Annotated in this window: 26 protein-coding genes; 17 read left to right on the top strand and 9 right to left on the bottom strand. The window is 63.9% G+C overall.

Translation table 11 applies throughout. The features are described 5' to 3' along the window. Window positions 1–108: 108 nt before the first annotated feature. Together KW821_RS01555 and asnS are read left to right on the top strand one after the other, a co-directional pair. Window positions 109–924 (top strand): HAMP domain-containing protein, encoded by an 816-nt coding sequence (locus KW821_RS01555; protein WP_218290069.1) that lies wholly within the window; start codon window positions 109–111, stop codon window positions 922–924. 322 nt (window positions 925–1,246) lie between these two features. Then, the gene (gene asnS / locus KW821_RS01550; protein WP_042651320.1) at window positions 1,247–2,647 is read left to right on the top strand and encodes an asparagine--tRNA ligase; all 1,401 of its coding nucleotides are present in this window, start codon (window positions 1,247–1,249) and stop codon (window positions 2,645–2,647) included. Window positions 2,648–2,723: 76 nt separating this feature from the next. On the opposite strand, the gene KW821_RS01545 is transcribed toward asnS, so the two are convergent. The 3 genes from KW821_RS01545 to KW821_RS01535 all read right to left on the bottom strand — a co-directional run bounded on the left by KW821_RS01545 (window position 2,724) and on the right by KW821_RS01535 (window position 5,908). After that, the gene (locus KW821_RS01545) at window positions 2,724–3,728 is read right to left on the bottom strand and encodes an NADP-dependent oxidoreductase (RefSeq protein ID WP_256353259.1); all 1,005 of its coding nucleotides are present in this window, start codon (window positions 3,726–3,728) and stop codon (window positions 2,724–2,726) included. A 173-nt stretch (window positions 3,729–3,901) separates the two neighbouring features. Then, complete coding sequence (locus tag KW821_RS01540; RefSeq protein WP_218290067.1) at window positions 3,902–4,699, bottom strand: SDR family oxidoreductase; 798 nt, start codon at window positions 4,697–4,699, stop codon at window positions 3,902–3,904. Between the two features lie 117 nt (window positions 4,700–4,816). Then, complete coding sequence (locus KW821_RS01535) at window positions 4,817–5,908, bottom strand: alkene reductase (protein WP_218290066.1); 1,092 nt, start codon at window positions 5,906–5,908, stop codon at window positions 4,817–4,819. Window positions 5,909–6,142: 234 nt separating this feature from the next. Here KW821_RS01535 and KW821_RS01530 point away from each other — a divergent pair, with 234 nt between their 5' ends. The 3 genes from KW821_RS01530 (at window position 6,143) to KW821_RS01520 (ending at window position 9,281) form a co-directional block, all read left to right on the top strand. Beyond that, window positions 6,143–6,751, top strand: coding sequence for a TetR/AcrR family transcriptional regulator (locus KW821_RS01530; protein WP_218290064.1), 609 nt, complete (start codon window positions 6,143–6,145; stop codon window positions 6,749–6,751). A gap of 347 nt (window positions 6,752–7,098) precedes the next feature. Further along, window positions 7,099–8,442: an anaerobic C4-dicarboxylate transporter gene (locus KW821_RS01525; RefSeq protein ID WP_042651319.1), complete on the top strand. Its 1,344-nt coding sequence runs from the start codon at window positions 7,099–7,101 to the stop codon at window positions 8,440–8,442. Between the two features lie 164 nt (window positions 8,443–8,606). Then, window positions 8,607–9,281 (top strand): adenine nucleotide alpha hydrolase, encoded by a 675-nt coding sequence (locus KW821_RS01520; RefSeq protein ID WP_218290063.1) that lies wholly within the window; start codon window positions 8,607–8,609, stop codon window positions 9,279–9,281. Window positions 9,282–9,329: 48 nt separating this feature from the next. Here KW821_RS01520 and KW821_RS01515 read toward each other — a convergent pair whose 3' ends face one another. Continuing rightward, window positions 9,330–10,469 carry a M20 family metallopeptidase gene (locus tag KW821_RS01515; RefSeq protein ID WP_218290062.1) on the bottom strand — a complete coding sequence of 380 codons (1,140 nt, stop codon included), beginning with the start codon at window positions 10,467–10,469 and terminating at the stop codon, window positions 9,330–9,332. Window positions 10,470–10,556: 87 nt separating this feature from the next. Beyond that, window positions 10,557–11,933 (bottom strand): C4-dicarboxylate transporter DcuC, encoded by a 1,377-nt coding sequence (dcuC, locus tag KW821_RS01510; RefSeq protein WP_218290060.1) that lies wholly within the window; start codon window positions 11,931–11,933, stop codon window positions 10,557–10,559. 285 nt (window positions 11,934–12,218) lie between these two features. On the opposite strand from dcuC, the gene KW821_RS01505 reads away from it, so the two are divergent. From KW821_RS01505 to KW821_RS01475, 7 genes are all read left to right on the top strand, one after another. Beyond that, on the top strand, window positions 12,219–12,533 hold the full coding sequence (locus tag KW821_RS01505) for a hypothetical protein (protein WP_042651315.1): 315 nt from the start codon (window positions 12,219–12,221) through the stop codon (window positions 12,531–12,533). Between the two features lie 197 nt (window positions 12,534–12,730). Continuing rightward, the gene (locus tag KW821_RS01500; RefSeq protein ID WP_218290059.1) at window positions 12,731–13,081 is read left to right on the top strand and encodes an ArsC family reductase; all 351 of its coding nucleotides are present in this window, start codon (window positions 12,731–12,733) and stop codon (window positions 13,079–13,081) included. Window positions 13,082–13,103: 22 nt separating this feature from the next. Continuing rightward, window positions 13,104–14,231, top strand: a complete 1,128-nt coding sequence (gene dapE, locus KW821_RS01495; RefSeq protein ID WP_218290057.1) for a succinyl-diaminopimelate desuccinylase — start codon at window positions 13,104–13,106, stop codon at window positions 14,229–14,231. Between the two features lie 34 nt (window positions 14,232–14,265). After that, complete coding sequence (locus KW821_RS01490) at window positions 14,266–14,955, top strand: M15 family metallopeptidase (protein ID WP_218290056.1); 690 nt, start codon at window positions 14,266–14,268, stop codon at window positions 14,953–14,955. A 100-nt stretch (window positions 14,956–15,055) separates the two neighbouring features. Next, window positions 15,056–15,202: a hypothetical protein gene (locus tag KW821_RS01485; protein ID WP_005325762.1), complete on the top strand. Its 147-nt coding sequence runs from the start codon at window positions 15,056–15,058 to the stop codon at window positions 15,200–15,202. A gap of 292 nt (window positions 15,203–15,494) precedes the next feature. Next, on the top strand, window positions 15,495–17,222 hold the full coding sequence (locus tag KW821_RS01480; protein WP_218290055.1) for a potassium/proton antiporter: 1,728 nt from the start codon (window positions 15,495–15,497) through the stop codon (window positions 17,220–17,222). Window positions 17,223–17,276: 54 nt separating this feature from the next. Continuing rightward, complete coding sequence (locus tag KW821_RS01475) at window positions 17,277–18,380, top strand: beta-N-acetylglucosaminidase domain-containing protein (RefSeq protein WP_042651310.1); 1,104 nt, start codon at window positions 17,277–17,279, stop codon at window positions 18,378–18,380. A gap of 74 nt (window positions 18,381–18,454) precedes the next feature. Here the strand turns inward: KW821_RS01475 and KW821_RS01470 are convergent, their stop codons facing one another. After that, a complete protein-coding gene (locus KW821_RS01470) occupies window positions 18,455–19,087 on the bottom strand; it encodes a LysE family translocator (RefSeq protein ID WP_218290053.1) in 633 nt (210 codons plus the stop codon). 418 nt (window positions 19,088–19,505) lie between these two features. Here KW821_RS01470 and KW821_RS01465 point away from each other — a divergent pair, with 418 nt between their 5' ends. After that, window positions 19,506–20,036 carry a DUF1523 family protein gene (locus tag KW821_RS01465; RefSeq protein WP_218290052.1) on the top strand — a complete coding sequence of 177 codons (531 nt, stop codon included), beginning with the start codon at window positions 19,506–19,508 and terminating at the stop codon, window positions 20,034–20,036. 88 nt (window positions 20,037–20,124) lie between these two features. Then, window positions 20,125–20,421: a helix-turn-helix domain-containing protein gene (locus KW821_RS01460; RefSeq protein ID WP_042651307.1), complete on the top strand. Its 297-nt coding sequence runs from the start codon at window positions 20,125–20,127 to the stop codon at window positions 20,419–20,421. Window positions 20,422–20,516: 95 nt separating this feature from the next. Here the strand turns inward: KW821_RS01460 and KW821_RS01455 are convergent, their stop codons facing one another. Next, the gene (locus KW821_RS01455; protein ID WP_042651306.1) at window positions 20,517–20,987 is read right to left on the bottom strand and encodes a hypothetical protein; all 471 of its coding nucleotides are present in this window, start codon (window positions 20,985–20,987) and stop codon (window positions 20,517–20,519) included. A gap of 29 nt (window positions 20,988–21,016) precedes the next feature. Beyond that, complete coding sequence (gene rihA, locus KW821_RS01450; RefSeq protein ID WP_218290050.1) at window positions 21,017–21,952, bottom strand: pyrimidine-specific ribonucleoside hydrolase RihA; 936 nt, start codon at window positions 21,950–21,952, stop codon at window positions 21,017–21,019. Between the two features lie 206 nt (window positions 21,953–22,158). On the opposite strand from rihA, the gene KW821_RS01445 reads away from it, so the two are divergent. Continuing rightward, window positions 22,159–22,857: an RluA family pseudouridine synthase gene (locus tag KW821_RS01445; RefSeq protein WP_218290048.1), complete on the top strand. Its 699-nt coding sequence runs from the start codon at window positions 22,159–22,161 to the stop codon at window positions 22,855–22,857. Between the two features lie 116 nt (window positions 22,858–22,973). On the opposite strand, the gene udp is transcribed toward KW821_RS01445, so the two are convergent. Beyond that, the gene (udp, locus tag KW821_RS01440) at window positions 22,974–23,729 is read right to left on the bottom strand and encodes a uridine phosphorylase (protein ID WP_042651303.1); all 756 of its coding nucleotides are present in this window, start codon (window positions 23,727–23,729) and stop codon (window positions 22,974–22,976) included. Between the two features lie 392 nt (window positions 23,730–24,121). Between udp and yiaY the strand changes: the two genes are divergently transcribed. Further along, window positions 24,122–25,273 carry an L-threonine dehydrogenase gene (gene yiaY, locus KW821_RS01435; protein WP_218290046.1) on the top strand — a complete coding sequence of 384 codons (1,152 nt, stop codon included), beginning with the start codon at window positions 24,122–24,124 and terminating at the stop codon, window positions 25,271–25,273. 135 nt (window positions 25,274–25,408) lie between these two features. After that, window positions 25,409–25,747: an outer membrane protein assembly factor BamE gene (locus KW821_RS01430; RefSeq protein WP_005325779.1), complete on the top strand. Its 339-nt coding sequence runs from the start codon at window positions 25,409–25,411 to the stop codon at window positions 25,745–25,747. The last annotated feature ends 10 nt before the right edge of the window (window positions 25,748–25,757 follow it).

Below are 25,757 nucleotides of genomic sequence, written 5' to 3'. Positions count from 1 at the left end.
GGACGGGGTCTTTTGAATCTTTTTCATCAGAATGTGAGCAACTCATCAAAAACCTGCGCACGAGAAGGGTAGACTGCGCGGGTTTTACCCAACAGATGTACCGTTCCCATGCGCCTCTCCATCGCTGCCAAAATCAATTTCTTCCTGCTGTTCATCTTCTCCATGGTGCTGGTGTTCTCCGCCGCCTATCAGGCGGTGCGCGAGCGTGACCTCATCCTCTCCCTCATCAAGGAGCAGAGCCACGAGCAGACCGAGGCCTATTTCGACAGCCTCAACATGCTGATGCTGACCGGCAAGATGGACGCCCGCGATACCCTGCGCCACAAGTTCATGGAGCACGCCCACGTGGAGGATGCCCGCATAGTGCGCGGGGCGCCGGTCAACAAGCAGTACGGGCCGGGCCGCGAGAGCGAGGCTCCCAAGGACAGGTTCGATGCGCTGGCGCTGGCGGGCAAGGGCAGCCTGGAGGTGGTGCACGACAACATGCACAGCCGGCTGGTGGTGACCCGCCCGCTGTTGGCGAAGAAAGATTTTCGCGGCACCGACTGCACCAGCTGCCATCAGGTGCCGGAGAACACCGTGCTGGGGGCGGTGCGATTCGACTACTCCCTCGACAGCCTGTTCACCCGGGTCGAGCAGAACATCCTCACCTCGGCGCTCAGCCTCACCGTCATCTTCGGGCTGGGCCTGCTGCTGACCCTCTGGGCCATCCGCACCTGGATAGTGCGCCCGCTCAACCAGCTGACCCGCTCCATGGAGGAGGCCACCGATCTGCATGAGTTCGGTCATCGACTGGAAGGGGATGAGGGGGACGAGATAGGCCGCGTCGCGCTGGCCTACAACCAGATGCTCGACAGCGTGGAGCGCCAGCTCGGCAAGCGCCCGGCGCCCCATCCGGAGCAGGACGAGCAGAAGCGCGGCTAGTCCGCGCACCGGCCCGGCAGCTTGGCTATCTATAAGGAGCGGCACCCTGAGGCCGCCCCGACAGAGGATCCGCCAGCCCTGCAACCCCCAGTCACCTCATCTGCACCCTGTTTCGCGCCTGCACTCTCCACCCCCAACCAGATGGCCCCATCCGGCCTTCACCCTGCCGAAAAGCCCGCAAACGCCCGACATTTTTGCTTGTTTATCAAACCCGCGCGGGTAAGATTGACGGCTTAGTCTGCCAAGGTGGGCCATTCATGCCCGGGCCAGACCCCTAGTGTTGCAAATAGCGCTGCAAGAACAAGCTGGAGACAATATTTCGATGACGCACGCATCCGTAGTAGATGTGCTGACCGGTAAGTATGCGGTTGGCACCACCCAGACAGTCAAAGGGTGGATCCGGACCCGCCGCGATTCCAAGGCGGGGATCTCATTTTTGGCCATATCCGATGGTTCCGGTTTCCATCCGGTACAGGCCGTCGTTCCCAATACCCTGGCCAATTACGAGGATGAAGTGCTGCGTCTGACCACCGCCTGCTCCGTGGAAGTGACCGGTGTGGTAGTGGCTTCCCAGGGCAGCGGCCAGGCCTTCGAGCTGCAAGCCTCCGAGGTCAAGGTAGTGGGCTGGGTCGAAGATCCGGACACCTACCCCATGTCCGCCAAGCGTCACAGCATCGAGTTCCTGCGTGAGCAGGCTCACCTGCGCGCCCGTACCAACGTGGTCGGCGCCGTGACCCGGGTACGCAACTGCCTGGCCCAGGCCATTCACCGCTTCTTCCACGAAGAAGGCTACCTGTGGATCGCCGCCCCGCTCATCACCGCCTCCGACACCGAAGGCGCTGGCGAGATGTTCCGCGTCTCCACCCTGGATCTGGAAAACCTGCCGCGCACCCCGGCCGGCAAGGTCGACTACGACAAGGACTTCTTCGGCAAGGAGACCTTCCTGACCGTCTCCGGTCAGCTCAACGTCGAGACCTATGCCTGCGCCCTGTCCAAGGTCTACACCTTCGGCCCGACCTTCCGCGCCGAAAACTCCAACACCAGCCGCCACCTGGCCGAGTTCTGGATGGTGGAGCCGGAAGTAGCCTTCGCCGATCTGGAAGATAACGCCGCCCTGGCCGAAGCCATGCTGAAGTACGTCTTCAACGCCGTCCTGGCCGAGCGCCGCGACGATCTGGAGTTCTTCGCCCAGCACGTCGACAAGGACGCCATCGGCCGCCTCGAGCGCTTCGTCGCCTCCGACTTCGCCCAGATCGACTACACCGATGCCATCGAAGTGCTGAAAAACTGCGGCAAGACCTTCGAGTTCCCGGTCTCCTGGGGCATCGATCTCTCCTCCGAGCACGAGCGCTACCTGGCCGAGGAGCACTTCAAGTCCCCTGTGGTGGTGAAGAACTACCCGAAAGACATCAAGGCCTTCTACATGCGCCTCAACGACGACGGCAAGACCGTCGCCGCCATGGACGTGCTGGCCCCGGGGATCGGCGAGATCATCGGTGGTGCCCAGCGTGAGGAGCGCCTCGAGGTGCTCGATCAGCGCATGGCCGAGATGGGCCTGAACAAGGAAGACTACTGGTGGTATCGCGACCTGCGTCGCTACGGCACAGTGCCCCACTCCGGTTTCGGCCTCGGCTTCGAGCGCCTGGTGGTCTATGTGACCGGCATGGGCAACGTCCGCGACGTCATCCCCTTCCCGCGCACCCCTCGCACCGCCGAGTTCTAATCGCGGACAGCACACGAATCGCAAAAAGCCGACCCTTGGGTCGGCTTTTTTGTTCTTTGCTGTCGCCCTGCGTCTGTCACGCCAGGCTGACCACCACCTTGCCCTTTGCGCGACCGGTCGCCAGATAGGCGAGCGCCTCGTCAATCTGTTCAAACGGAAAGACTTTGTCGATCACGGGCCTGAGCTTGCCCCCGTCGAGCAGCGCGGCAATCCGGGTCAGCTGGGCACCATCCGGGCGCACGAACATCATGCCGTAGGTGACACCCCGTCGCCGGGCAAGACGGTGGATCTTCCAGCTCATCAGGCCAAACAGGGCGGTCATGATGACATTCATGTTTCTCGCCCGCGCAAAGGCCGCATCCGGCGGGCCGATCAGCGACAGGAGCCGCCCCCCCGGCCGGAGGATCGACAGTGACCGCTCGATCGCGTCTCCCCGCAAGGTCCCCAGCACCAGATCGTACCCCTGCAATAGCGCATCGAACTCCTGCCGTCTGTAGTCGACCACCACCTCGGCCCCCAACCGCCCTACCCACTCGACGTTCGCCGTGCTGGTGGTGGTCGCGACGAAGGCCCCCAGGTGCCTGGCAAGCTGGATGGCAAAGGAGCCTATGCCGCCGGAACCCGCGGGAATGAACACCCTCTGGCCCGGCGCGAGTGGGGCCTGCTCGGTGAAGGCCTGCCAGGCCGTCAGCGCCACCATGGGAATGGACGCCGCCTGAACGAAGTCGAGGCTGGCCGGCTTGAGGGCCGCCGCGTGTTCGGGCACCACAACCCATTGCGCCAGGGCGCCGCGCCCCAGATCGAAGAGGCTGGCATAGACGGCATCCCCCGGCCTAAACCGCGTCACCCGGCTGCCGACCTCCACCACCACACCGGCCAGATCGCTGCCGAGCACGGCGGGCAGCTCAAACTTGAGCAGGGGTTTGAAAGTGCCTCGCGGGATCATGTTGTCGATGGGATTGAGGCCGACGGCATGCACCTTGACCAGGATCTCGTCCGGCCCCATGGTCGGGTGCGGCAGTTCCGCGAACCCGGGTCGTGCCGAGCGACCATAGTGTTTGAACACAAAGGCTTTCATCATCTTGTTACCAGAAAGCATGAGGTGACCGAACCAGGCAAACCGCCCTGTCCCACACAGGGCAGCGGCACAGGTCAGGCACGCCTCATCGCGAGGATAAAAGAGGCGGTCTGGAGAGAGAATTGCGGGTTGGGCGTGGCGCCGTCCCCAGCAGACCACCGGTCTTGTTGCCGGGATCAGCGGCCCTGAGGCGCAACCTGATAACGTTCGGCGGCATGGGCCTGCCGAAGGTCGGAGAGCAGCGCCTTGCGCGCGCCATCGAGCTCATCCCAGCGACTGGCCTCATGCAGCGGCGGTATGGTGACCACTTCCCGGCGATCGAAACCGACCAGGGCCGCGTCCACCAGCTCCTCCACCGCCATCAACTCCGGCAAGCTGTCGGGATCGATGCCGGAGCGTGCCCAGATCTCGGTGCGCGTGCCAGCGGGCAGCACCGCCTGCACATAGACCCCGGCAGGAGCGAGCTCCAGGCTCATCCCCTGGGAGAGGAACAGCACGAAGGCCTTGGTCGCGCCATAGAGCGTCATGCCAAATTCGGGCGCGAGCCCGACCACGGAGCCGATGTTCACGATGCTCCCCTCCCCGGCTTGCACCAGCCGTGGGGCTATGGCGGCCGCCAGGCGAGCCAGTGCCATGGTGTTCAGGGTCACCAGTTGCTCGACGCTGCCGGCGGTCTGGGCGAGGAAGTGGCCCACCTGACCCGCCCCTGCGTTGTTGATCAGGATGCCGATGCTGGCATCGCCTTGCAGCCGGGCCTCCACGGCGGCCAGCTCCCGGGATTGGGTGAGGTCGGCGGGCAGGATGTCGACGGCGACGCCGTACGCCTGGTGCAGGCGGCCGGCCAGCGCCGTCAGCCGCGCCTCGTCGCGGGCGACGAGCACCAGATCGTGGCCGCGCCGGGCGAAGCGGTCCGCATAGGTGGCGCCAATGCCACTGGAGGCGCCGGTGATAAGCACTCTGGGTTTAATGGTCATGATGTCATTCTCTCTGTGATCGTTTTGAACTGGGCTGGATACAGTGCCAGGCACTCAACGGCCGATAGCGCTGTGTCGACAGGGGGACCTGCTATGACGCCCCCTGCCGATGTACGTTTACTCGCCGGCACCCGCCAGGGCCGGGTAATCGATGTAGCCCTCGGCGCCGCCGCCATAGAGGGTCTCGGGTTTCAATGCGGCGAGCGGGGCGCCCTGCTGCAGGCGCTCGACCAGATCCGGATTGCTGATAAAGGGGCGACCGAAGGCAAACAGGTCCGCCTTGCCCTGGGCCAGAGCACTGCTGGCCAGCGTCAGGTCATAGCCGTTATTGGCCAGATAGCTCTGCTTGAAGCGCCGGCGCAGGGAGGCGAAGTCGAAAGGGGCGACATCCCGGGGGCCACCTGTGGCGCCCTCTATCACGTGCAGGTAGACGACCCCCAGCGCGCTGAGCCGCTCGACAAGATAGTCGTACTGCGGCTGGGGATCGCTGCAGGAGATGCCATTGGCCGGAGAGACGGGGGAGATCCGGACCCCGGTGCGATCGGCCCCTATCTCCTCGGCCACGGCGGCGGTGACCTCGAGCAGCAGCCGCGCGCGGTTCTCGATGGAACCGCCATAGCCGTCGGTACGCAGGTTGGCCCCATCCTTGAGGAACTGCTCCAGCAGATAGCCGTTGGCACCGTGGATCTCGACCCCGTCGAAGCCAGCCGCCATGGCGTTGGCAGCCGCCTGACGAAAATCGTCGATGATGCCGGGGAGCTCCTCCAGCGCCAATGCCCGGGGCATAGACACCTCGACGAAGTCATTGTTGACGAAGGTCTTGGTCTGGGCCCGAAGGGCCGAGGGGGCCACCGGCGCCACCCCATCGGGTTGCAGCACGACGTGGGAGACGCGGCCGACGTGCCACAGCTGCACGAAGATCCGGCCTCCCCTGGCATGCACCGCATCGGTCACCTTGCGCCACCCCGCAATCTGCGCCGCCGTGTAGAGGCCGGGAGTGTCCTGGTAGCCTTGCGCCTGGGCCGAGACCTGGGTCGCCTCGGCGATCAGCAGACCCGCCGTGGCCCGCTGGCTGTAATAGGTGGCGGCATGCTCGCTCGGGACCAGGCCGGGGCCGGCACGGTTGCGGGTGAGTGGCGCCATCACGATGCGGTTGGCGAGGGTGATGGGGCCAAGGGTATAGGCCTCGAAGAGTCTCTTGTCTGTCATGGCGTGCCTCTGTCATGTGGAACATGGGTCTGGGGAGGAAGGTAGTCCGTATTCCGACATAGCGCCGCCATGATCAGGGGCTGCAAGCGTCAATCGAGTGTCACGGCGCTCAACCCCTTCCCGGGGTCTGCGCATTAAAGATGACGATCATAATCTTTTCAGTCAAGGATTTTGATGATGACCAACATCAATGTATAGTGATCACCACTTCCATGATTCAGAGGACGACCGGGTATGAGGGTCACCAAGGCACAGGCTCAGGCAAACCGGGCACACATAGTCGCCACCGCAGCCAAGCTGTTTCGCGAGCGGGGTTACGATGGCGTGGGGGTGGCGGATCTGATGGCGGCGGCCGGCTTCACTCACGGCGGTTTCTACAAGCACTTCCCCGCCAAGGCGGATCTGATGGCAGAGGCCGCGACCTGCGGGTTTGAACAGAGCCTGGAGAAAACCAGTCCCCTCGATGCCCCCGAGTTTGTCAGGCACTACCTGTCCAGAGAGCACCGCGATGCCCCTGGGGATGGCTGCATCATGGCCGCACTGTGCGCCGATGCGGCGCGGCAGCCGGCCCAGGTCAAGACCGCCTTCGAGGCCGGTATCGAAGATATGCTGGCCCGCACCTGTGGCCTGAGCGACACGCCGGATGCGCAGGACACCCGGGCCCGTCGCGCCAAGGGGATAGCGCTGATGGCACAGATGATAGGGGCCATCATGCTGTCACGGGCCTGTCCGGATGAGTCGCCACTGGCCGATGAGATCCTGGATGCCTGCAGCGCAGCCCTCTTGTCCCGGCTCTCCTCATCCGAAGAGGCGGCCACCGCCGAGTCAAACCAGGACACTTGAGCCGACCAGCCGGACTCATTGCCAGGCTCGCAGGCCAGCCCCGGCCTGTGACGCCCCTTCATCGTCCCCTGCCGACTCCTGACAGGGGCGACCCCTGCATCTCATCCTGATCCTCGAATAAATCCCCCCTCTTCCCCTGCCTGCCACGCTCCCGAACGCCCCTGTTCAAGGGCATATCCATAGTTTTTATGCACTTAAATCGGAAAAGGGTCTGTTATTGAACCACCTCAATTTTTTACCTCTTTAGGGAGGGCAGAATACCCACTAACCCCTTAGGGCTAAATAACAACGCGAATGGCGGACCCAGGGTCCGACGCAGAGATGGATTAATCACACGAGGTAATGGAATGATCTTGATGGAGTTTTTTGTGGTACTCGGCTGCTTGCTGCTGGGTACCCGCTTTGGGGGCATGGGACTGGGTCTCATCAGCGGCATAGGTCTGTTCCTGCTGACCTTCGTGTTCGGGCTGACCCCGGGTGAGCCACCGGTGCAGGTGATGCTGACCATACTGGCGGTGATCGGTTGCGCCGCCACCCTGCAGACCGCCGGCGGTCTCAACCTGATGATGCAGATTGCCGAGCGCCTGCTGCGCCGTCACCCGCAATACATCACCATTCTGGCGCCGCTCACCACCTGGACCCTCACCTTCCTGTGCGGTACCGGCCACGTGGTCTACACCATGTTCCCCATCATCGCCGACATAGCGCTGCAGAAGAACATCCGTCCCGAGCGGCCGATGGCGGTGGCGTCCGTTGCCTCCCAGATGGCCATCTGTGCCTCCCCGGTCTCGGTGGCCGTGGTCTCCATGGTCTCCATCCTGGCGGCCGGTCACGGCATAGGTCAGGCCTACGGCCTGCTGGACATCCTGATGATCGCCATCCCCTCCTCCCTGACCGGCGTGATCATGGCGGCCCTGTGGAGCCTGCGTCGCGGCAAGGATCTGGACCAGGACCAGGAGTTCCAGGCCAAGATCAAGGATCCTGAGCAACGCGCCTTCATCTATGGCGGCGGCGAGACCCTGCTCAACACCAAGTTCCCGAAAGAAGCCTACTGGTCGACCTGGATCTTCTTCGCCGCCATCGCCGCCGTGGTGGTGCTGGGGGCCAACGAAGGGCTGAGACCCGTGTTCGAGATCAAGGGCAAGGCTGGCCCGCTCTCCATGAACCTGGTGATCCAGATGATGATGCTGATCGCCGGCGCCATCATACTGATGCGCTGCAAGGTCAAGCCGGGTGACATCTCCAACGGTGCGGTGTTCAAGGCCGGCATGGTCGCCATCTTCTCCGTGTTCGGAGTCGCCTGGATGAGTGAGACCTTCTTCCAGGCTCACATGCCGCTGCTCAAGGAGTCGCTGGCCCACGTGGTACAGGCCCAGCCCTGGACCTACGCCCTGGTGCTGTTCCTCATCTCCAAGCTGGTGAACAGCCAGGCCGCCGCCCTGACCGCCATCGCCCCCATGGGCCTGGCGCTGGGGGTGGAGCCGAAGCTGCTGATCGCCTTCCTGCCTGCCAGCTATGGCTACTTCGTGCTGCCGACCTACCCGAGCGATCTGGCCTGTATCGGTTTCGACCGCTCCGGTACCACCCGCATCGGCAAGTTCATCATCAACCACAGCTTCATCATTCCGGGGCTGATCGGGGTCAGCAGCTCTTGCGCCCTGGGGTATGTGCTGACCACCATCTTGCTGTAATCCCAGCGGCGTTCGACACGCTCTGGCCTGACAGGCCCCCGTCATGGGGGCCTGTTCTTTTCTCCCTCCTTCTCTCTCCCGCAGCGATTTCCCGCCGCTGCGGCTTTGCCAAGGGCTCGCCAGCTGGGTAGCATGTCCCCTCTTTCACCATTGGAATCAAACCCATGTCTCGCGTCATCACACTCTGGAGTGGCGGCAAAGATGCCATGCTGGCGCTCTGTCATGCCCGTGAACAGGGGCATCAGGTGGTCGCACTGGTGACCTTTGCCCCACCCGAGCCCCGTTTTCTGGCCCATCCGCTGGCCCTGGTACGCCGTCAGGCGCAGGCTCTCGGTCTACCTCACCAGCTGGTCACCATAGAGGCGCCCTTCGAGCAGGGCTATGAGACGGCGCTGGCCCGGCTACGACAGGAGTGGGCCCTCGATGGGGTGGTGACCGGTGACATCGACAGCGTGGGGGGCGCCAACAACTGGATTCGCGAGCGCTGCCGCCCGCTCGGGTTGACCGTGCACACCCCGCTCTGGCAGCAATCCCGCGCGGCGCTGCTGGCCGGCATGCTGGCGCGCGGCATAGTCGCCCACCTCTCCTGCGTCGATACTCGCACCCTGGCACCCGACTGGGTGGGCCGTTCGTTGAACGCAGCCAGCCTCGCCGAGCTGAAGGCGCTGGCCGACGCCCAGGGCTTCGATCTCTGCGGCGAGCAGGGGGAGTACCACAGCATGGTGACCGACGGCCCCGGCTTCGCGGCCCCCTTGCGGCTCGCAGGCTGGCGGGTGGCGCGCCAGGATCATCTGGCCTATCTGGTCGAAGAGGAGCCATTGCCCGCAGAGCGGCCATAAAAAACGGGAGGCACTGGCCTCCCGTTCCGATCCCCCCCCTGGGGGCGCCTAGTTCGCCAGCCGGCTCAGCACCCGCTGCAGCAGCCGAATGCGCGGCTCTATGCTGTCGAGCAGCAGGAATTCGGCCTCGGAGTGGAAGCCGCCCCCCATGGGGCCGAAGCCATCCAGTGACGGCACCCCGGCGGCGGCGGTGAAGTTCGCGTCCGAGCCGCCCCCCGCCTCCAGCCAGTTGAAGGCAATACCCTCCTCCTGCGCCGCCGACTCCACCAGCGCCATCAGGGCCTCGGTGTCGCCATTGGGGCGCATCGCCGGCTTGAAGCTCTGGCGATCCACCTCGACCCGGCAACCGGCCAGGAAGGGGTTGTTGGCCATGAAGCCGAGCCTGTCGTGCACCGCGGCGGCCTCCTCGTTGCTCCAGAAGCGCAAGTCGACGATCGCCTCGGCGAAGTCAGGCACCACGTTGACGCCGGTGCCCCCCTGCACCACCCCCACGTTCATGGTGGTACCGGTCTCCATGTTGACCTGCTCGTTGATGGCCAGCACCCAATGGGCCAGCTCTGTGATGGCGGAGACCCCCTCCGCCAGGGCAGAGCCCGCGTGGGAGGCCTTGCCGTGGAAGCGGATGCGGTACTTGGCGTTGCCCTTGCGGGCGCTGATGAGATCCCCGCTCGGGCGGGCGGCCTCGGCCACCAGCACGCAGCCGCTCTGCTTGGCCTTGGCTACCAACCAATCCCTGGACCAGGGGGAGCCAATCTCCTCGTCGCAGTTGTAGCAGACCAGTATCTTCAGCCTGGCCAGCAGCGCCGGATCCAGCCCCTTCAGGGCATACCAGAGGGAGAGCAGGCCGCTCTTCATGTCGGAGACGCCGGGGCCGAAGGCCTGATTGCCTTCGACTTTCAGCGGACGTTTAGCCGCCGTCCCCTCCGGGAACACGGTATCCATGTGGCCGATCAGCATCACATCGTAGCGATCGGCGCCCGGCGCATTGGTGATCTCGAGGCAGGGGCCGCACTCGGCGGCAAACTGGTGGCGCACTACCTGCCAGCCGATGGCTTCATACTTTTCGGTCATGATGTCGGCCACCGTCGCCACCCCGGCCGGGGTGCGGGTGCCGCAGTCCAGGTTGATGAGCGGGGCCAACTCGGCCAGGTAGGTCTCGAGGGAAAACGGAGTCTTCAGGTCAGTCATCATCTTCTCCATGCCAGCCTTGCCACCCTTGGTGCAGGCCGGTCAGCAACAGGATGAGAGCGGGCAGCCAGGCCGCCCGCTCCGCCATCACATAAACAGCAGGTAGTTGAGCGCCAGCGCCGTCACCAGCGCCCCCGCCATAGGCACGCTGGTACGCTTGACCACCACGAAGGGGGAGACCCTGGCGATGCCGGCACAGGCGATCAGCACGGCGGCGATGGGGGACACCGATCGACCTATGCTGGAGGCCAGCTGCATCGGCAACAGCATGGTGACCGCGGGGACCCCGAACTTGGCCGCCACCGCAGGCGCCAGGGTGGAGAAGCTGAGGAAGGCCGCGTTGCCGGAGCCCATGATGACCGCCGCCACCATGATGAGCCCCACCATCACCAGGGTCATCAGCCCGCTGCCGATCCCCGCGTTGGCGGCGGAGTGCAGCAGGGTGTCGATGGCCCCTATGGCCTTGAGGGACTCGGCGAACAGCTCGGCGCAGACGATCAGCGCCACCACCGGGCCGAACACCTTGCCCATGCCGTCGAGGAAGCTCGACAGCCCGGCCATGGCGGTACGCGCCGAGCGGCTACGCAGCAGCTCACACAGCATGCCGATGAACACCGACAGCAGCATGGCCACCTCGACGCTCATCTTGATGTCGTCCACCAGCAGCTTGGAGAAGGTCATCATCAGCACGAAGGGGATGATGGGCAGCAGGGCATACCAGGTCGGCGCCTTCAGCTCATCCTTCCCCTGCTCGTCGAGCTCGGCATGATCGCCTCGATGCAGGGCCGGATCCCAGCCATCCTGCCGATCGCAATGCCGCTGCCAGAAGAAGTGCAGCACCATGGTCACCAGCAGCATGGGAGCCACCAGCCAGATCTGGTAGTCGACGAAGTAGCTGGTCGGATCCAGGCCGGACTGACCGGCGGAGAAGATTGCGTTGGTCTGGGTCGGGCCTATCTCGAACGCCTGGGAGGTGGCGATGACCCCGCAGGCGGAGGCCGGGCTGATGCCGAGGTTGCGCATCACGGGGTACATGGTGACCATCAGCAACAGGCCGAGGCCGGTGGCCGAGGTGACAAACAGCGACACGAAGACCGCCACCAGATAGCAGATCGCCAGCATCAGGTAGCTGGACTGGATGCCCGCCACCGGCTTGACCGCCACCCGCACCAGCGCCTGGGAGGCGCCGATGTGGGACATGTAGGTGGCAAAGCCCGCCACCGCCATGATGGTGAGGCCGAGCCCCGCCGCGCGGTAGGAGAAGATGCCCTTGAACACCTCGAACAGGTCGAACAGCGCGAACCCTGTGCTCTTGTCCGCGGGCAGTATGGGGTGCAGCCCCAGCCAGTACGCCAGGGTGAAGAGGGTCATCCCCGCCAGGGCCAGTACCGCCTGGGGGTTGTAATCCTTGACGATGCCGTAGACCACGGCCGCCAGCACAAGCAAGACGAATATGAGTTCCAAAATGCGCTCCTGATAGGATTATCGAAGTGCGAAATCTAGTGGCGATGTCCCGTCTTCCCCTTGATCCCCATCAATAAAGATGATTTGAACGCTCATTAGCAGCACGAAACTCCATATAAATCACAAAAAGCAGCCTTTAAATCCAAATAAAAACCATTAGAATCCCATTGCAGGGCCTCCAGGCCAACAACCTCCACTTTTTTTGCTTTGGATCAACGCCCGTGGTGGTTGAACTGGCCAAGATGCCCATCGACACAGAGCGACCATTTCGCACCGGAGAGAGTTATGACAAACCTGGCCACCGCAGAGAGCAGCAACTGCGACTACAAGCTGTGGGACATCCTCATCGAGTCTGCAAGGGAGCGCACCACCATTCGTTACTCCAAGCTGGCCAAACAGGCCGGGCTGGAGAGCAGCCAGGATGAGCTGCGTACCCTGCTGCAACGCATTCGCATGTATTGCACCGAGCATCAGCTGCCGATCCTCTCCACCATAGTGGTGGACGACGTGGGCAAGTACGGCGGCCTCTCCTCCAGCCTGCCCAACGCCCCCTGGGAACGTGCCAGGGTGTTCGATTACCAGTGGCCCCTCTCGCCATAAGTCGCCCCATCGAAGAGTTTTTGCAACGACGCGCCCAAGGGCGCGTTTTGTGTTTCTGGCGCTCGGGCCGGGTGTCGGTGCGGCCGGTCCGCAGAAAAAGCGCCCGGGCGGGGCGCCGGCGTTGCCATGAGGGGATCACAATGCCAGAATCGGGCCTTCGTTGATCCAGGGCCCTGCCCGCAGCTAAAGGACCTCCCATGGCCACCACCCTCTATGGCATCAAGAACTGCGACACCATCAAGAAGGCCCGAAAGTGGCTGGATGAGGCCGGTATCGACTACCGTTTCCACGATCACAGGGTCGACGGGCTGGATCCTGCCCAGCTGGACCTGTGGCTAGGCCAGCTCGGCTGGGAAGCCCTGCTCAACACCCGCGGCACCACCTTCCGCGCCCTGCCGGACGAGGCGAAACAGGGGCTCGACCAGACCAGGGCCCGCGCCCTGCTGCTGGCCCAGCCCGCCATGATCAAGCGCCCGCTGCTGGATCTGGGTGGCGAGCTGCACCTGGGCTTCAAGGCCGATCACTACCAATCCCTCTTCTCTCGTTAAACTTTTCTGTTAAGGAACGCCGATGTCGGATGTCATCGCACTGGCCAAGGATCTGATCCGCCGCCCCTCAGTTACCCCCCTGGATGAGGGGTGCCAGACCCTGATGGCGGAGCGCCTCGCTCGCCTCGGCTTCGTCATCGAACCCATGGTGTTTGAAGACACCACCAACCTGTGGGCGCGCCGCGGCACCCAGGGCCCGCTGTTCTGCTTCGCCGGTCACACCGACGTGGTGCCCGCCGGCCCGCTGGACAAGTGGCACACCCCGCCGTTCGAACCGACCATCAAGGATGGCATGCTGTATGGCCGCGGCGCCGCCGACATGAAGGGGTCGCTCGCCGCCATGGTGGTCGCCACCGAACGCTTCGTCGCCGCCCACCCGGATCACCAGGGCTCGATCGCCTTCCTCATCACCTCGGATGAAGAGGGTCCCTTTATCAACGGCACCGTGCGTGTCATTGAGACCCTGGAGGCGCGCAACGAGAAGATCCGCTGGTGCATCGTCGGCGAGCCCTCCTCCACCAGCGAGGTGGGGGATGTGGTGAAGAACGGTCGCCGCGGCTCCATCACCGGCGATCTGCTGGTGCGCGGGGTGCAGGGTCATGTGGCCTACCCCCATCTGGCGGACAACCCCATCCACCGCGCGGCCCCGGCCCTGGCGGAACTCGCCAGCAGGGTCTGGGATCAGGGCAATGCCTACTTCCCGCCCACCAGCTTCCAGATAGCGAATCTCCAGGCCGGCACCGGCGCCTCCAACGTGATCCCGGGTGAGCTGCAGGTCCAGTTCAACTTCCGCTTCAGCACCGAACTGACCGACGGGGAGATCCGCCGCCAGGTCGAGGCGTTGCTGGACCGCCACGGTCTCGACTACGAGCTGAAGTGGACCCTTTCCGGCCAGCCGTTCCTGACCGATACCGGCGCCCTGCTGGAGGCGGCCGTCGGGGCCATCGAGAGCGTCAATGGCCAGCAGCCGGCCCTGCTCACCACGGGCGGCACCTCGGATGGCCGCTTCATCGCCCCCACCGGGGCTGAAGTCATTGAACTGGGCCCGGTCAACGCCACCATCCACAAGGTAAACGAGTGCGTGAAGGCAAGCGATCTCGATCTGCTGGCCGACATGTACCAAGGGGTACTGGCACGGTTGCTGGCATGACCTTCATCCCATGGGAAACGACCCGGAGGCTGTGATGACCCAGGATCAACTGCTGGGGCTCGACGAGAGCCACCTCATCCTGGTGGGGCGCGGCCCCCACCGCCTGACCGCCGCCACCGCGGCGGCCTTCAACGACATGCAGGTCGCCGCCGCCTATGCCGGTCACAACCTGCAGCCGGCCTCCAGCTGGCGCGGCTTCGAGCGTCAGCTCGCCATCTGGAACGGCAAGTGGCGCGGCGAACGCCCGCTGCTGGACGCCACGGGCCAGCCGCTGGACGCGCTGCAGCTGAGTGAGACCGAACGGCTGCACGCCATCCTGCGCTGGAGCGCCCTGCCCGGCACCAGCCGCCATCACTGGGGCACGGATCTGGACATCTATGATCCTGACTGCCTGCCCGCCGATACCAGGCTGGCGCTGGAGCCCTGGGAATACGAAGAAGGCGGCTGGTTTAGCGACCTGAGCGACTGGCTGGGGGAGCACATGAACGACTTCGGCTTCTTCCTGCCCTTCGCCAAACCGGCGGGGGCCCAGGGCGGCGTCGCCTACGAGCCCTGGCACCTCAGCTTCGCGCTGGAGTCCGGGGAACAACGACTGGATCAGGCGGCGCTGGCGCTTTGCCTGCAGCAGGCGGATATTGAAGGCAAGGCGACCGTACTGGCCCATCTCGACGAGATCCTGGCCCGTTACGCCACCCCCTGTCTCGACGCGAGGAATCGCTCATGAAGACGGGGCATATTGAAGGCAAATTGACCATGCTGACCCGGCTCGACGAGCTCCTGGTCAGTTATGACGTCACCCCCTGCCGCGACGAAAGGAGAACATCATGAGTCTGTGGTTATGGATAGGCCTGCCGCTGCTGTTCCTGCTTGGCCTGTTTCTCAACGCCATCAAGGACATGAAGCAGCTCGAGAAACAACTGCCCAAATACAGGGACAAGATCCGGGAAGTCAAAGACGACGAGGACGACTGAATCCCGCACCGGGACCCTGCTGGTGCCCCGGTCTCTGCTTTGCCCTCCCCTCGGGGAGGGTCACAAACCGCCCCGCACGACCATCCCCACCTCACGCCACCGACCCGCCCTCTGGAGCCAGTCGTCACACTTTATCCCCCATTCCTGGCCGGGAGGCCGGCGGCGCCAGACGCTGAAAAACAGCACTTTAAATGTAAGAAACTGCAAATCGATGCACAATTAAGCCACACAAGGCGACCCAAACTGCATATAATGTGCCTGTTTTGCATTCTGCTATAAAAGGAGTTCGCCATTGGATGCCACCACCATCAACAGTTTCTTTCTTATCGGTGCCTTGTTGGTGGGATGCAGTGTCCTGTTAAGCGCGCTCTCCTCTCGTGTCGGCATTCCCATCCTGGTCATCTTCCTCGCCGTCGGCATGCTGGCCGGTGAGGATGGCCCCGGCGGCATCCATTTCGCCGACTACTCGGTCGCCTACCTGGTGGGCAACCTGGCGCTCGCCATCATCCTGCTCGACGGCGGCATGCGCACCCGGGTCTCCTCCTTTCGGGTCGCGCTCTGGCCCGCCCTGTCGCTCGCCACCGTCGGGGTGGCCATCACCACGGGCCTGACCGGTCTCGCCGCCGCCTGGCTGTTCGATCTCAACCTGATGCAGGGCATGCTGATCGGCGCCATCGTCGGCTCCACCGATGCGGCGGCGGTGTTCTCCCTGCTCGGCGGGCGCAGCCTGAACGAGCGGGTCAGCGCCACTCTGGAGATAGAGTCAGGCAGCAACGATCCCATGGCGGTGTTTCTCACCGTCACCCTGATCGAGATCCTCGCCACCCAACAACAGGGGCTGGACTGGGCCTTCCTGCTGCTGCAGCTGGTCAAGCAGTTCGGGCTCGGGGCCGGCATCGGCCTCGGCGGCGGCTGGCTGCTGTGGCGCCTCATCAACAGCGCCAGGCTGGCTCCCGGCCTCTATCCCCTGCTCACCGTCAGCGGTGGCCTGCTCATCTTCGCCATCACCACGGCGGTGGGGGGCAGCGGCATCCTCTCCATCTACCTCACCGGCCTGCTGCTCGGCAACCTCTCCCTGCGCAGCCGCAGCACCACACTGTCGGTGCTGGATGGCCTGACCTGGCTCAGCCAGATCGGCATGTTTCTGGTGCTGGGTCTGCTCGTCAATCCGAGCAACCTGCTGCCCATCGCCCTGCCGGCGCTGGTGCTGGCCGGCTGGATGATCCTGTTCGCCCGCCCGGTATCGGTCTGGATTGGCCTGCTGCCGTTCAAGAACTTCGCCCCCCGCGAGCGCTGGTTCATCTCCTGGGTGGGGCTGCGTGGCGCCGTGCCCATCATACTGGCGGTCTTCCCCATGATGGCGGGGCTGCCCAACGCCCAGCTCTACTTCAATGTCGCCTTCTTCGTGGTGCTGGTCTCCCTCATCCTGCAGGGCAGCTCGCTGCCGCTGGCCTCCAGGCTGGCACGGGTCGAGGTGCCGGCACCGCCCTCCCCCATCAACCGCTCCGGGCTGGAGATCGATCTCGACAGCCAGTGGGAGACCTTCATCTATCGCCTCAGCGCCGAGAAGTGGTGCATCGGCTCGCCGCTACGCGAGCTGCGCATGCCCCAGGGGACCCGCATCTGCGCCCTGTTCCGGGGCCAGGAGCTGTTGCACCCCTCGGGCAGTACCCGCCTGCAACCGGATGATATCCTCTGCGTCATCGGTCACGAGCGGGATCTGCCCGCCCTCGGCCAGCTGTTCAGCCAGGCCCCCGAGCAGGATCTGGGCCCGCGCTTCTTCGGCGACTTCCTGCTGGAGGCGGCCGCCAGACTGGTGGATCTCGCCCCGCTCTACGGGCTGGATGTGAGCGAGGTGGCGGATCAGACACTCGGCGATTTTATCGCCGGGCAGTTGGGCGATAATCTGGTAGTAGGTGACCATTTCGCTTGGCAGGGTCTGCTCTGGACGGTGGCGGAGATGGAAGAGGGTGAGCCTCGCAAGATAGGGGTACGCTTTTTGGAAGAAGATCCGGTTTAAGACAGCAGTCTGACCATTGTTAGCAAAAAGTGCTCAGCGCGAAGGGAGTTCACTATGCCTTATCAAAGCCTGTTGTCTGGTCTCTATCCCCCCTCGCCCCGACTGGGGCTGATCGAGGGCTTCTTCGGCAAGGGCTGGAGTTGGGAAGCCCGCGCCCGCTATGCTCAGTGGCTGCCTCGCCACGGCTATGGCTTCTACATCTATGCGCCGAAAGAAGATGGCCATCTGCGCAAGCACTGGGCCCAGCCCTGGCCTGCGCACCAGCTCGAGGATCTGCGCCGCCTGGCCCAGCAGTGCCGTGACAACGGCCTCGCCTTCGGGGTGGGCCTGAGCCCCATGGGCGCCCATCACGACTACCCGCGCAAGCGTGCGGCGCTGCTGGAGAAGGTCCGCCTCATCGACGAGGCGCTGCAGCCCGACATACTGGCGGTGCTGTTCGACGACATGAAGGGGGACACCCCGGATCTCGCCCACTGGCAGCTCACCATAGCCCACGACATCGCGGCCCACAGTAAAGCCAGCCGCCTGCTGTTCTGCCCCAGCTACTACTCGACGGATCCGGTGCTGGAGAAGGTGTTCGGCGCCATGCCGCCCCATTATCTGACCGATCTGGGCCAGGGGCTGGACAAGCGTTTTGACATCTTCTGGACCGGCCCCAAGGTCTGCTCCAGCGACTACCCTGCGCCCCACCTCAAGCAGGCCGCCGACTGGCTGCACCGCAAGCCCTTCCTGTGGGACAACTACCCGGTCAACGATGGCAGCAAGGCCAGCAGCTTCCTGCACCTGCGCGCCTTCGAGAACCGCCCGGCGGAGCTGGCCGATCTGGTGGCGGGCCACGCGGTCAATCCCATGAAACAGGCGGCGCTCTCGGTGCTGCCGCTCGCCACCCTGCCCATGAGCTACCGGCTCGGCAAGCAGTACGATCCGGACAAGGCGCTGCACGCCTCCCTCAATGCCACCTGCGGCCCGCAGATCTCCGCCATGATCCAGGCCGATCTGTCGCTGTTCCAGGACATAGGGCTGGCCCAGCTCACCCCGGCGCAGCACGACTATCTCCAGGCCCGCTACCTGCCGTTCCAGGATCAGGGCTGCGTCGACGAGATCCTGCGCTGGCTGGCGGGGGAATACGTGTTCGATCCGGACTGCCTGACCGACTGAGGCGCCGCCAGACGCCCATAAAAAATGCCACCCCTCTTGGTCAGAGACGGGTGGCATTTTTCATTGCGCTACACTCAGCCCAGCGCCAGCCATACCCCAACCCCCAGCATCAGGGAGCCGGCGATGCGGTTCATCAGGGTGACGTTACCGCTCTTGGCGAGGAAGTGGCGCAGGGTGCGGCCCCCGCTGGCATAGAGCAGCAGACAGGAGAACTCGATGACGAGGATCAGCATCACCAGGGCGCTGATCTGGGGCGCCATCGGCTTGGCCGCATTGATGAATGGCGGCAGCAGGGAGACCATGAAGGCCCAGCCCTTGGGGTTGGCGATGGCGGTGACGAAGCCCTGCAGCGCCAGTCCAAGGGGCTTGGTCTCCTGGCCGGCCGACAAGTCCGCCGGGATGGCCATCTTGCCCTTCGCCTGCCACATCTGGATGCCGAGCCAGACCAGATAGGCCCCGCCCACGTACTTGAACGCCGAGAACAACGCCGGGTAGTTGAGCATGACAGCGGCCACCCCGATCACCGACAGCACCGAGACCAACCCGACCCCGATGAGCTCCCCCCACATCATGTGCAGGGTGCGGCGCACCCCCAGGCTCATGCCGAGGGTCATCGCCAGGGTCATACACATGCCGGGGGTCACAGAGACAAAGAAGAACGTGGGAATAAACAGCGCCAGAATAGCGGGATCAATCCAGTGGGACACACTACACCTCCATGGTAACAAGGCTTCAATCTTGCCTACCGCCCCCCTTGCACACAAGCAAAAACCCGTCAGCCGGCCGATTTCGGCCATCGAGGGCGCGGAGCCACCCCAGGTTGCGGACCGAGGCGGCCATCATCCCCGCCCACTCACTACCAAGGGGGTAGCACGGCGACCAACACCAGACTGCCAGCCAGATGCTGTCACATGACTCAGCGCAAAGAGGCCCACGTCGATGCCGCCGCCGACCCTCGATGGGCTGAGCCCGCGCCCACCGGGCCCGCGGGGCGCCTCCTCGGGGGGCCCGGAAGCTGTCAGTTTTAAACGACATTTTGAATGAATGGGGTCATTAGGGACTGGGCTGCATCCGCAAATGTGGGTATGGTAGAGGCACGTCATTCCCCCTCACGTAGAGAATCCCATGAGCCTGAAGTTCAAGAAACCCGCTTTTATCGCGCTGGGCCTCGTCGCCCTGCTCTCCGCTCTCTGGCTCGACTTCTATCTGCCGGAACACACCATCGCCACCATCACCGGGGTCGAGGTGAAGCGCACCGACAAGGATGGCCCCATCAGCCAGAAGAATCCGGCGGATGGCCCCACAGTAGATGTCTACTACATCTATACCGAGCGCCCCGGCGAGAAGATCCGGGTGTTCCGCAACGAGGATACCCTCTGGGGCTGGCCCTTCTACTTCAAGTTCGATGCCGCCGACGTGCAGGCCAAGGCCAAATCCATGGAATTCGAGAAGCGCCTGGCCATGATCACCTCCTACGGCTGGCGCGTGAACATGTTCTCCCTGTTCCCCAACGTTACCAAGATCGAGAGCACCCAGCCTGACGCCTCCACCTGGAGCTTCTTCCGCTGGTTCTGGTTCGGCGTCTGGGCCCTGGTGATGGGCAAGGCCGCCATCGCCACCTGGCGTTACTTCGACCGGCTCGAGGACGAGATATGATCGACTCAGGCAAAAACGGCGCCAGCGGCCTGCAGCGATGGCATATGGCGGCTTGTCCGGTCAGCCAGACAAATCTCGGGGAGAGACAATGACAGAGCCGAGCAAGACCCGGACCAGCTTCTATCGACGGCTCTACGTTGCCCACCTGATCAGCCAAGGCACCGACAGCATTCCCGCCATCATGGCGGCCACCGGCATGCCGCGACGCACCGCCCAGGATACCCTGGCGGCCCTGGCGGAGCTGGACATCCACTGCGCCTTCGAGCAGACCGAGGGGGCACGCCACCTGCAGGGCCACTATCGGATCGGCGACTGGGGCCCCATCAACCCGGCCTGGATAGCGGCGCAGCTCGATACCATCAAGCAGACCCTGGGCTACCCCTGATGGTGGCTGCCAGCACCAGCAACGCATAACAAGAGAGGGGAGCCATGGCTCCCCTCTCTGCTGTGGTTTCCTCATCGGCATCATGCCGCCTGTCCCTATTCCGGGAAAGGCTCCTCCGGCAGCGGCTCCTCCGACTCCCCCTGGGTGCAGTCGATGATGGAGCGCTTGGGATTGTTCGGATCCCGCAGCAGCAGGGGAGCCTCCCCCAGATCGTGCTTGCGCTCATCGGCAAACTCGCTGCCATAGGCGTTATGGGTCAGCCGCCTGGCGTTGGCGATGGGGGTGTCAACAAACAGGGCGTGCACCTCGAAGGTCGAGGTCGGGATGAGGAAGCCGTGGATCGGCAGGCCATGCAGCTCCTGGTGGGTCTTGTACCAGGCGAAGCCATCGGTCGTCTTGTAAGGCTTGAAGGCATTGAGCTGCGGCGAAGATCCCTCCCCCCGTTCGGCGTCGAAAGAGAGGTTGTCCAGATCGCAGGTCGCCAGCCCCTGCCACATCGTCTCAAATGGCGTGGCACAGGCCGTCAGTTGTGCACCGACCAGCAGTGCCAGCGTCGTCTTCCACATCCCCTGCCCCTTATCCATTCGCCCTGATCTCAATGAAATGCCTGCAGACGCTGCACCAGCAGGTCGATGAAGCCGACCCGATCCAGCCCCAGCAAGACATGGGTGTTGGCGGCATGGCCGGTCAGGCCATGGCGATCCACCACCGTCATTCCCACAGTATGCACCCCCTGAGTCTCGATGCCGACCCAGCAATCTATCCCATGGAACAGCTCGGGCGCCAGCAACCAGGCGATGGTACAGGGATCATGCAGCGGTGCCCCGCGAAATCCCCACTTGGGATCCCGATGATAAATCATGAAGAAATCGAGCAGCTCCGCCACACAGCGGGCCACCGGGTTGGGGATGGCGCGCACCCGCTCTATGTCCGCGTCCATCACCTGCGCCTCGTGGGTCACGTCCAGCCCGCACAGGGTGAGGGGGATGCCGGACTTGAACACCATGTCGGCCGCCTCGGGATCCACATAGATGTTGAACTCCGCCGCCGGGGTCCAGTTGCCCGCTCCGGCCGAGCCCCCCATCAGCACGATGCGGCCTATCTTGGGGTGCAGCTCGGGATGCGCCGCCAGCAGCAGGGCGATGTTGGTGAGCGGGCCGGTCGGCACCAGGGTGACTGGCTCCGGGCTGTGGCGCAGCGTCTGCGCCATCAGCTCAAGCGCCGTCATGGACTGGGGGTCAAAGCCCGGATCCGGCAGTTTGGGGCCGTCGAGACCCGACTCCCCGTGCACGTTGTCGGCAATGATAAGCTCGCGAGCCAGGGGCCGCGGCGCCCCCGCCGCCACCGGAATGTCGTGGCGACCGAGCAGGGTGAGGATGCGCAGGGCATTGTTGAGGGTCTTGTCCGGCGTCTGGTTGCCCGCACTGGTGGTCACCGCCAGCACCCTCAGCTCGGGGCTGGCCAGCGCCAGGATGAGGGCGATGGCATCATCGTGGCCGGGATCGCAATCGAGAATGACGGGCAGTGACATGACGGACTCCTACGACAAAAAAAGATCCACACCTTAGCAAGCCACCACCAGATTAACTCTGGAGGGAGTCACAAAACGGCCTATGCCCACGTTATCAAGTACTTGCCACCGAACTTCGCGGGATGGGCGCCGCCGGCACACGGGGATTCGCCGCCCACCGCCGGTTCGGGTATGATCGCTCCCCGTTTCCAGCCTGCCGTGCCCCTATGTCTGTCATCGTCGATACCTTTATCGCCCCGCCCTGTGCGGCCGAGATCAACATCCTCCATCAGGATGCCCATCTGCTGCTGATCGACAAGCCGAGCGGCCTGCTCAGCCTCTCCGGCAAGAATCCGCAGAACCTCGACTCGGTGCACTATCGGCTGGTGCAGGATTTCCCCGGTTGCACCCTGGTGCATCGCCTCGACTTTGGCACCTCGGGGCTGATGGTGGTGGCCAGAGACAAGGCCATCAACGCCGCGATCTCCCACCAGTTCAGCCAGCGCGCCGTGACCAAAACCTACGGCGCCCTGCTGTGCGGCCACCTGGCCGATGACGAGGGGCTGATCGACGCCCCCATCGCCAAGGATCCGGCCCTGTTCCCGCGGATGAAGATCTGCGCCGTTCAGGGCAAGCCGGCCCGCTCCCGCTACCGGGTGGTGGAGCGCCTGGTTCGCCAGAACGAAGATGGCGTTTCCCTGCCGCTGACCCGGGTCGTGCTGACCCCCGAGACCGGCCGCACCCATCAGCTGCGTATCCACTGTCAGCTGCTGGGCCACCCCATACTGGGTTGCGATCTCTACGGCGGCCTGCTGTTGGCGGGCACGGAAAAAACGCCGCGGCTGATGCTGCATGCGAGCGCGCTGGACTTCGTGCATCCGGTGAGCGGTGAGCCGATGGCGGCGAGCTGTGCCAGCCCGTTCTGATGGCGGCGTGAGGGAAGAGCGAAGCTGGAAGGAAAGGGGCTCCAGTCGGCAAACGACGGATAAAGATAGGGGCCGCGCTTTCGCAACGGCCCCCACCCCCACTCGTGGTGGTGCTATCAGATCAGCTTACGGGCGGCGCCCAGCACGATCTTGATGGCATCAGATTCGGTTCGTGCCATGGTTTCGGCGTTCGGGATTTCCTGCTGGGTACGGTTCACGATGACACCGGCCACCATGCCGGCGCGCAGGCCCTGGCTGGAGCACATGGTCAGCAGGGTAGCGGACTCCATCTCGTAGTTCAGCACGCCCATGGCTTGCCACTCTTTCATGGAACCCTGGAAACGGCTCACTACGCGACCGGATACGGTATCGTAACGCTCCTGACCCGGGTAGAAGGTATCGGAAGAGGCGGTCACACCGATGTGCAGCGTGGAGCCCAGCTCCTTGGCGGTGTTGACCAGCGCCGTGGTGCAGTCGAAGTCGGCCACGGCCGGGAATTCCATGGGTGCGAAGTGCAGGCTGGCACCGTCGAGGCGCACTGAACCGGTGGTGACGATCACGTCGCCCACGTTCAGGTGCGGCTGGATGGCGCCCGTGGTGCCGATGCGCAGGAAGGTGCGGATACCCAGCTGGGCCAGCTCTTCCACCGCGATGGAGGTGGACGGGCCGCCGATCCCGGTGGAGCAGATGATCACGGCCTTGCCGTCCATCTCGCCGCGCCAGGTGGTGAATTCACGATGGCTGGCCAGGTGCACCGGGTTGTCCAACAGTTCTGCGATGCGCTTGACGCGCTCGGGGTCACCGGGAACGATCGCCAGGGTGGCGCCTTGCAGATCAGCTTTCTTCAAACCCAAGTGGAAAACATCAGACATAGTGGACTCCTGGTTGCGCCCCACCAGCGGGTGGCAGAGTGCAGTTAAGATGATTCTTTAATGGTACTTTCGAGCCTGTTTCCCTCCATTGGGGAAGGCGCCAACTATGGTCGAAAGCGCTTTCCAATTCCTTGAAGCAACTCACACTTCCATGCATTGACAGTGACAAATTCAGCGCAAAACGTTTGCTAACTTGATGAATTTCCTGAAAAACGTTTTTCTGCTCTCCGCCCGCTCCCGCCCCTTGTCAAGCCCTCGCCGCCACGATTCGACCAGAGCGCGAGCGAGTCCACAAAGTTATAAAACAGATACTATTGACCCCTTTCCATCTCCCTCGACGCTGTTATTTTGGCACCTGAATACCACTTAATGGCTAATTATCGGAGTCCACCATGGCGACATTCAAATTCTACATTCCCGCGGTCAACCTGATGGGAGCGGGCTGCCTGCAAGAAGCGGCAGCCGATATCCAGGGCTATGGCCATCGCAAGGCGCTGATCGTCACCGATCATGTCCTCAACCAGATAGGCGTGGTCGCTCAAGTAGCTGCCCTGCTGGCAGAGCATGGCATCGAGAGCCTGGTGTTCGACGAGACCAGGCCCAACCCCACCATGGCCAACGTGGAGGCTGGCCTCGCCATGCTCAAGGCCAATGGCTGCGACTGCGTCATCTCCTTAGGGGGCGGCTCGCCCCACGACTGTGCCAAGGGCATCGCTCTGGTGGCCGCCAACGGCGGCAGCATTCGGGACTATGAAGGAGTGGATCGCTCCGCCAAGCCGCAGCTGCCGCTTATCGCCATCAACACCACCGCCGGCACCGCCTCCGAGATGACGCGTTTTTGCATCATCACCGACGAGAGCCGCCACGTGAAGATGGCCATCGTCGACAAGCACGTCACCCCGCTGATGTCGGTCAACGATCCCGAGCTGATGCTGGCCAAGCCCGCCGGGCTCACCGCCGCCACCGGCATGGATGCGCTGACCCACGCCATCGAGGCCTATGTCTCCACCGCCGCCACCCCGGTCACCGATGCCAGCGCCATCATGGCGATCCAGCTCATCGCCCGCCACCTGCGCACCGCCGTCAATCAGGGTGACGATCTGCCAGCCCGCGAGCAGATGGCCTATGCCCAGTTCCTGGCCGGCATGGCGTTCAACAACGCCAGCCTCGGCTATGTGCATGCCATGGCGCACCAGCTCGGCGGCTTCTATGACCTGCCCCACGGCGTCTGCAATGCCGTGCTGCTGCCCCACGTGCAGCGCTATAACGCCCAGGTGAGCGCCGCTCGCCTCAAGGACGTCGCCCGCCACATGGGGGTGGATGTGAGCGCCATGAACGACGAGCAGGGCGCCGCCGCCGCGATCAAAGCCATCCAGCAGCTGGCCCGCGACGTGAAGATCCCGGCCGGCCTGGAGCAGCTCGGGGTGAAGGCCGACGACTTCGACCTGCTGGCCAGCAACGCCCTGAAGGATGCCTGCGGCTTCACCAACCCGCAGCAGGCGAGCCACGACGAGATAGTCACCATCTTCCGCGCCGCCATGTAAACCCGCGCCATCTCTGCCAAGGGCCGCCGTGCGGCCCTTTTTATTGGCTGATGGATCAATGGCTTTTTACTTCCGTGGAGGGAGTGGGTATGATTTGCCAAGCTAAAAAGACTGTATGGATGATCTGAACCCGATATGCGGATGAAACACCTGATTGCCGCGGCCCTGACCGCCCTCACCCTGTCCGGTTGCAGCCTGGTCTATCGCATCGATATTCCCCAGGGCAACTACGTGGAACAAAAACAGGTCGATAAACTGCGCCAGGGCATGACCCGCGAGCAGGTCGAGTTCGTGCTGGGTTCTCCCATGCTGCGCGACGGCTTTGACCCCAACACCTGGTATTATCTCTATGAGTTCCAACCGGGCCGTGGTGACAAGGAACGCAAGGAGCTGACCCTGAACTTCGTGGGGGACAGGCTGGCAACAGCCACGGGAGACTTCCCGCTGCCCGCAGCCTTCACCACCCCGCTCTGATATCCCACAA

It is taken from the genome of Aeromonas sp. sif2416 (genome assembly GCF_019218665.1).
Lineage (GTDB): Bacteria > Pseudomonadota > Gammaproteobacteria > Enterobacterales > Aeromonadaceae > Aeromonas > Aeromonas encheleia.
The sequence above is the reverse complement of the archived record's forward strand: the minus strand, read 5'-3'. Positions and strand labels throughout refer to the sequence as shown.

What these genes read in the sequence shown, in the direction of transcription:
- KW821_RS01555 (WP_218290069.1), top strand. Translation starts at nt 109, where the DNA reads ATGCGCCTCTCCATCGCTGCCAAAATCAATTTCTTCCTGCTGTTCATC.
- asnS (WP_042651320.1), top strand. Translation starts at nt 1,247, where the DNA reads ATGACGCACGCATCCGTAGTAGATGTGCTGACCGGTAAGTATGCGGTT.
- KW821_RS01545 (WP_256353259.1), bottom strand. Translation starts at nt 3,728, where the DNA reads ATGATGAAAGCCTTTGTGTTCAAACACTATGGTCGCTCGGCACGACCC.
- KW821_RS01540 (WP_218290067.1), bottom strand. Translation starts at nt 4,699, where the DNA reads ATGACCATTAAACCCAGAGTGCTTATCACCGGCGCCTCCAGTGGCATT.
- KW821_RS01535 (WP_218290066.1), bottom strand. Translation starts at nt 5,908, where the DNA reads ATGACAGACAAGAGACTCTTCGAGGCCTATACCCTTGGCCCCATCACC.
- KW821_RS01530 (WP_218290064.1), top strand. Translation starts at nt 6,143, where the DNA reads ATGAGGGTCACCAAGGCACAGGCTCAGGCAAACCGGGCACACATAGTC.
- KW821_RS01525 (WP_042651319.1), top strand. Translation starts at nt 7,099, where the DNA reads ATGATCTTGATGGAGTTTTTTGTGGTACTCGGCTGCTTGCTGCTGGGT.
- KW821_RS01520 (WP_218290063.1), top strand. Translation starts at nt 8,607, where the DNA reads ATGTCTCGCGTCATCACACTCTGGAGTGGCGGCAAAGATGCCATGCTG.
- KW821_RS01515 (WP_218290062.1), bottom strand. Translation starts at nt 10,469, where the DNA reads ATGACTGACCTGAAGACTCCGTTTTCCCTCGAGACCTACCTGGCCGAG.
- KW821_RS01505 (WP_042651315.1), top strand. Translation starts at nt 12,219, where the DNA reads ATGACAAACCTGGCCACCGCAGAGAGCAGCAACTGCGACTACAAGCTG.
- KW821_RS01500 (WP_218290059.1), top strand. Translation starts at nt 12,731, where the DNA reads ATGGCCACCACCCTCTATGGCATCAAGAACTGCGACACCATCAAGAAG.
- dapE (WP_218290057.1), top strand. Translation starts at nt 13,104, where the DNA reads ATGTCGGATGTCATCGCACTGGCCAAGGATCTGATCCGCCGCCCCTCA.
- KW821_RS01490 (WP_218290056.1), top strand. Translation starts at nt 14,266, where the DNA reads ATGACCCAGGATCAACTGCTGGGGCTCGACGAGAGCCACCTCATCCTG.
- KW821_RS01485 (WP_005325762.1), top strand. Translation starts at nt 15,056, where the DNA reads ATGAGTCTGTGGTTATGGATAGGCCTGCCGCTGCTGTTCCTGCTTGGC.
- KW821_RS01475 (WP_042651310.1), top strand. Translation starts at nt 17,277, where the DNA reads ATGCCTTATCAAAGCCTGTTGTCTGGTCTCTATCCCCCCTCGCCCCGA.
- KW821_RS01465 (WP_218290052.1), top strand. Translation starts at nt 19,506, where the DNA reads ATGAGCCTGAAGTTCAAGAAACCCGCTTTTATCGCGCTGGGCCTCGTC.
- KW821_RS01460 (WP_042651307.1), top strand. Translation starts at nt 20,125, where the DNA reads ATGACAGAGCCGAGCAAGACCCGGACCAGCTTCTATCGACGGCTCTAC.
- KW821_RS01455 (WP_042651306.1), bottom strand. Translation starts at nt 20,987, where the DNA reads ATGTGGAAGACGACGCTGGCACTGCTGGTCGGTGCACAACTGACGGCC.
- rihA (WP_218290050.1), bottom strand. Translation starts at nt 21,952, where the DNA reads ATGTCACTGCCCGTCATTCTCGATTGCGATCCCGGCCACGATGATGCC.
- KW821_RS01445 (WP_218290048.1), top strand. Translation starts at nt 22,159, where the DNA reads ATGTCTGTCATCGTCGATACCTTTATCGCCCCGCCCTGTGCGGCCGAG.
- udp (WP_042651303.1), bottom strand. Translation starts at nt 23,729, where the DNA reads ATGTCTGATGTTTTCCACTTGGGTTTGAAGAAAGCTGATCTGCAAGGC.
- yiaY (WP_218290046.1), top strand. Translation starts at nt 24,122, where the DNA reads ATGGCGACATTCAAATTCTACATTCCCGCGGTCAACCTGATGGGAGCG.
- KW821_RS01430 (WP_005325779.1), top strand. Translation starts at nt 25,409, where the DNA reads ATGCGGATGAAACACCTGATTGCCGCGGCCCTGACCGCCCTCACCCTG.